This window comes from Bacteroides muris (ex Afrizal et al. 2022) (genome assembly GCF_004793475.1).
GTDB lineage: Bacteria > Bacteroidota > Bacteroidia > Bacteroidales > Bacteroidaceae > Bacteroides > Bacteroides muris.
The window spans coordinates 1-1,108 of the sequence record NZ_SRYZ01000114.1; the positions used below are offsets into that span (position 1 = coordinate 1).

Consider the following 1,108-nt stretch of genomic DNA (forward strand, 5'->3'; position numbering starts at 1 on the left):
ATAATAAGTAACTAATCAAAATTAAGCAGCATAATGGCTAAAGTTAATATTCAGTCGTGTTCCTATCGCCGCCAAAGCCCTGTTGGTGGCATAAAACAGCGATTCGGTAGTGACATAATCCTGTGGTCGGAGCCATTTCCCTTTCATAATACGCCAAAGGGTCTCCACAATGTTCAAATGAGGAGAGTATGGAGGAATGTAGAAGAGAAAAAGTCCCCGTTTTTCCCATATTGGACGCATTCGCTTTATTTTCTCATTACGATGTACACTTGCATTGTCAAGCACAACAAATGTCTTTCTGTAGAGCTTGAAAGAGAATCTGTCGAGGAAATCAACAACTTTCTCTGCATCGACAGAATCGCAGGTGCAGAATCCTTCAAAGCGGTTATTCCTGTCAATCATGCCAAAGATGTTGAGCCGTTTGGCTTTTTCGACAGGAATGTAAACGCCTTCTCCGGCAAACTGCCACCCATAAGGGACATAGCCTTCCGTGCAGATATGAGATTCGTCACCATAGAAGAGGTCGATGGAGCCTTTTTCAAAAAGTGTTTCAAGTTCTTGCAGCTTCTCGGTCTTATACGCATAGAGCTGCGGCGAGGGCTTACCCTTAGGACGTTTTCTTATACGTCTATATCTTGCGCCAATGCGGATAAAAAACGTTTGAACGTCGATTCGCTCGCTTCCTTGCCCGAAGCATTCTGCCAGGCTTCTTTGGCTGCACGCACACTCTGCCGGTCCGATTCGATGGCTTTGCGCACGGATTCCTCGTCCGAACAGTCCATGATGGCTTTGCGACCTTGTCCCGGACGTGTGTATAATCCTTGGATTCCTTGGCTTTCGAAACGTTTGACCCAACTGCCAACGGTTTGGGCGGTCATTTCCGTTTGTGCTCCCACTTGGGGCGCACTCAAGCCCTCTGCTTTGAGCAGTATGGCGCGGCAACGCATACGAAAACAATGGCTTTCGCCTGTCCGGAAACCGGTGGTAAGTTCCCGACGTTCGGAATCGCTCAGCGTCAATTTCTTGATTTTCATTTATCACGCAGTTTTGTTCGAAGCAAAGATAATGTAATTTCGACATAGGTGAAATAATTATGAATAACTACTTA

General features: G+C 46.0%; 2 protein-coding genes. Both read right to left on the minus strand.

What is annotated here, in order from left to right:
* Nucleotides 1-21: 21 nt before the first annotated feature.
* The gene (locus E5355_RS19075; RefSeq protein ID WP_136011559.1) at nt 22-705 is read right to left on the minus strand and encodes an IS630 family transposase; all 684 of its coding nucleotides are present in this window, start codon (nt 703-705) and stop codon (nt 22-24) included.
* Nucleotides 621-1,034: a helix-turn-helix domain-containing protein gene (locus E5355_RS19080; protein ID WP_016272127.1), complete on the minus strand. Its 414-nt coding sequence runs from the start codon at nt 1,032-1,034 to the stop codon at nt 621-623. Before E5355_RS19080 ends, E5355_RS19075 begins: the two co-directional genes overlap by 85 nt.
* Between the last annotated feature and the right edge of the window lie 74 nt (nt 1,035-1,108).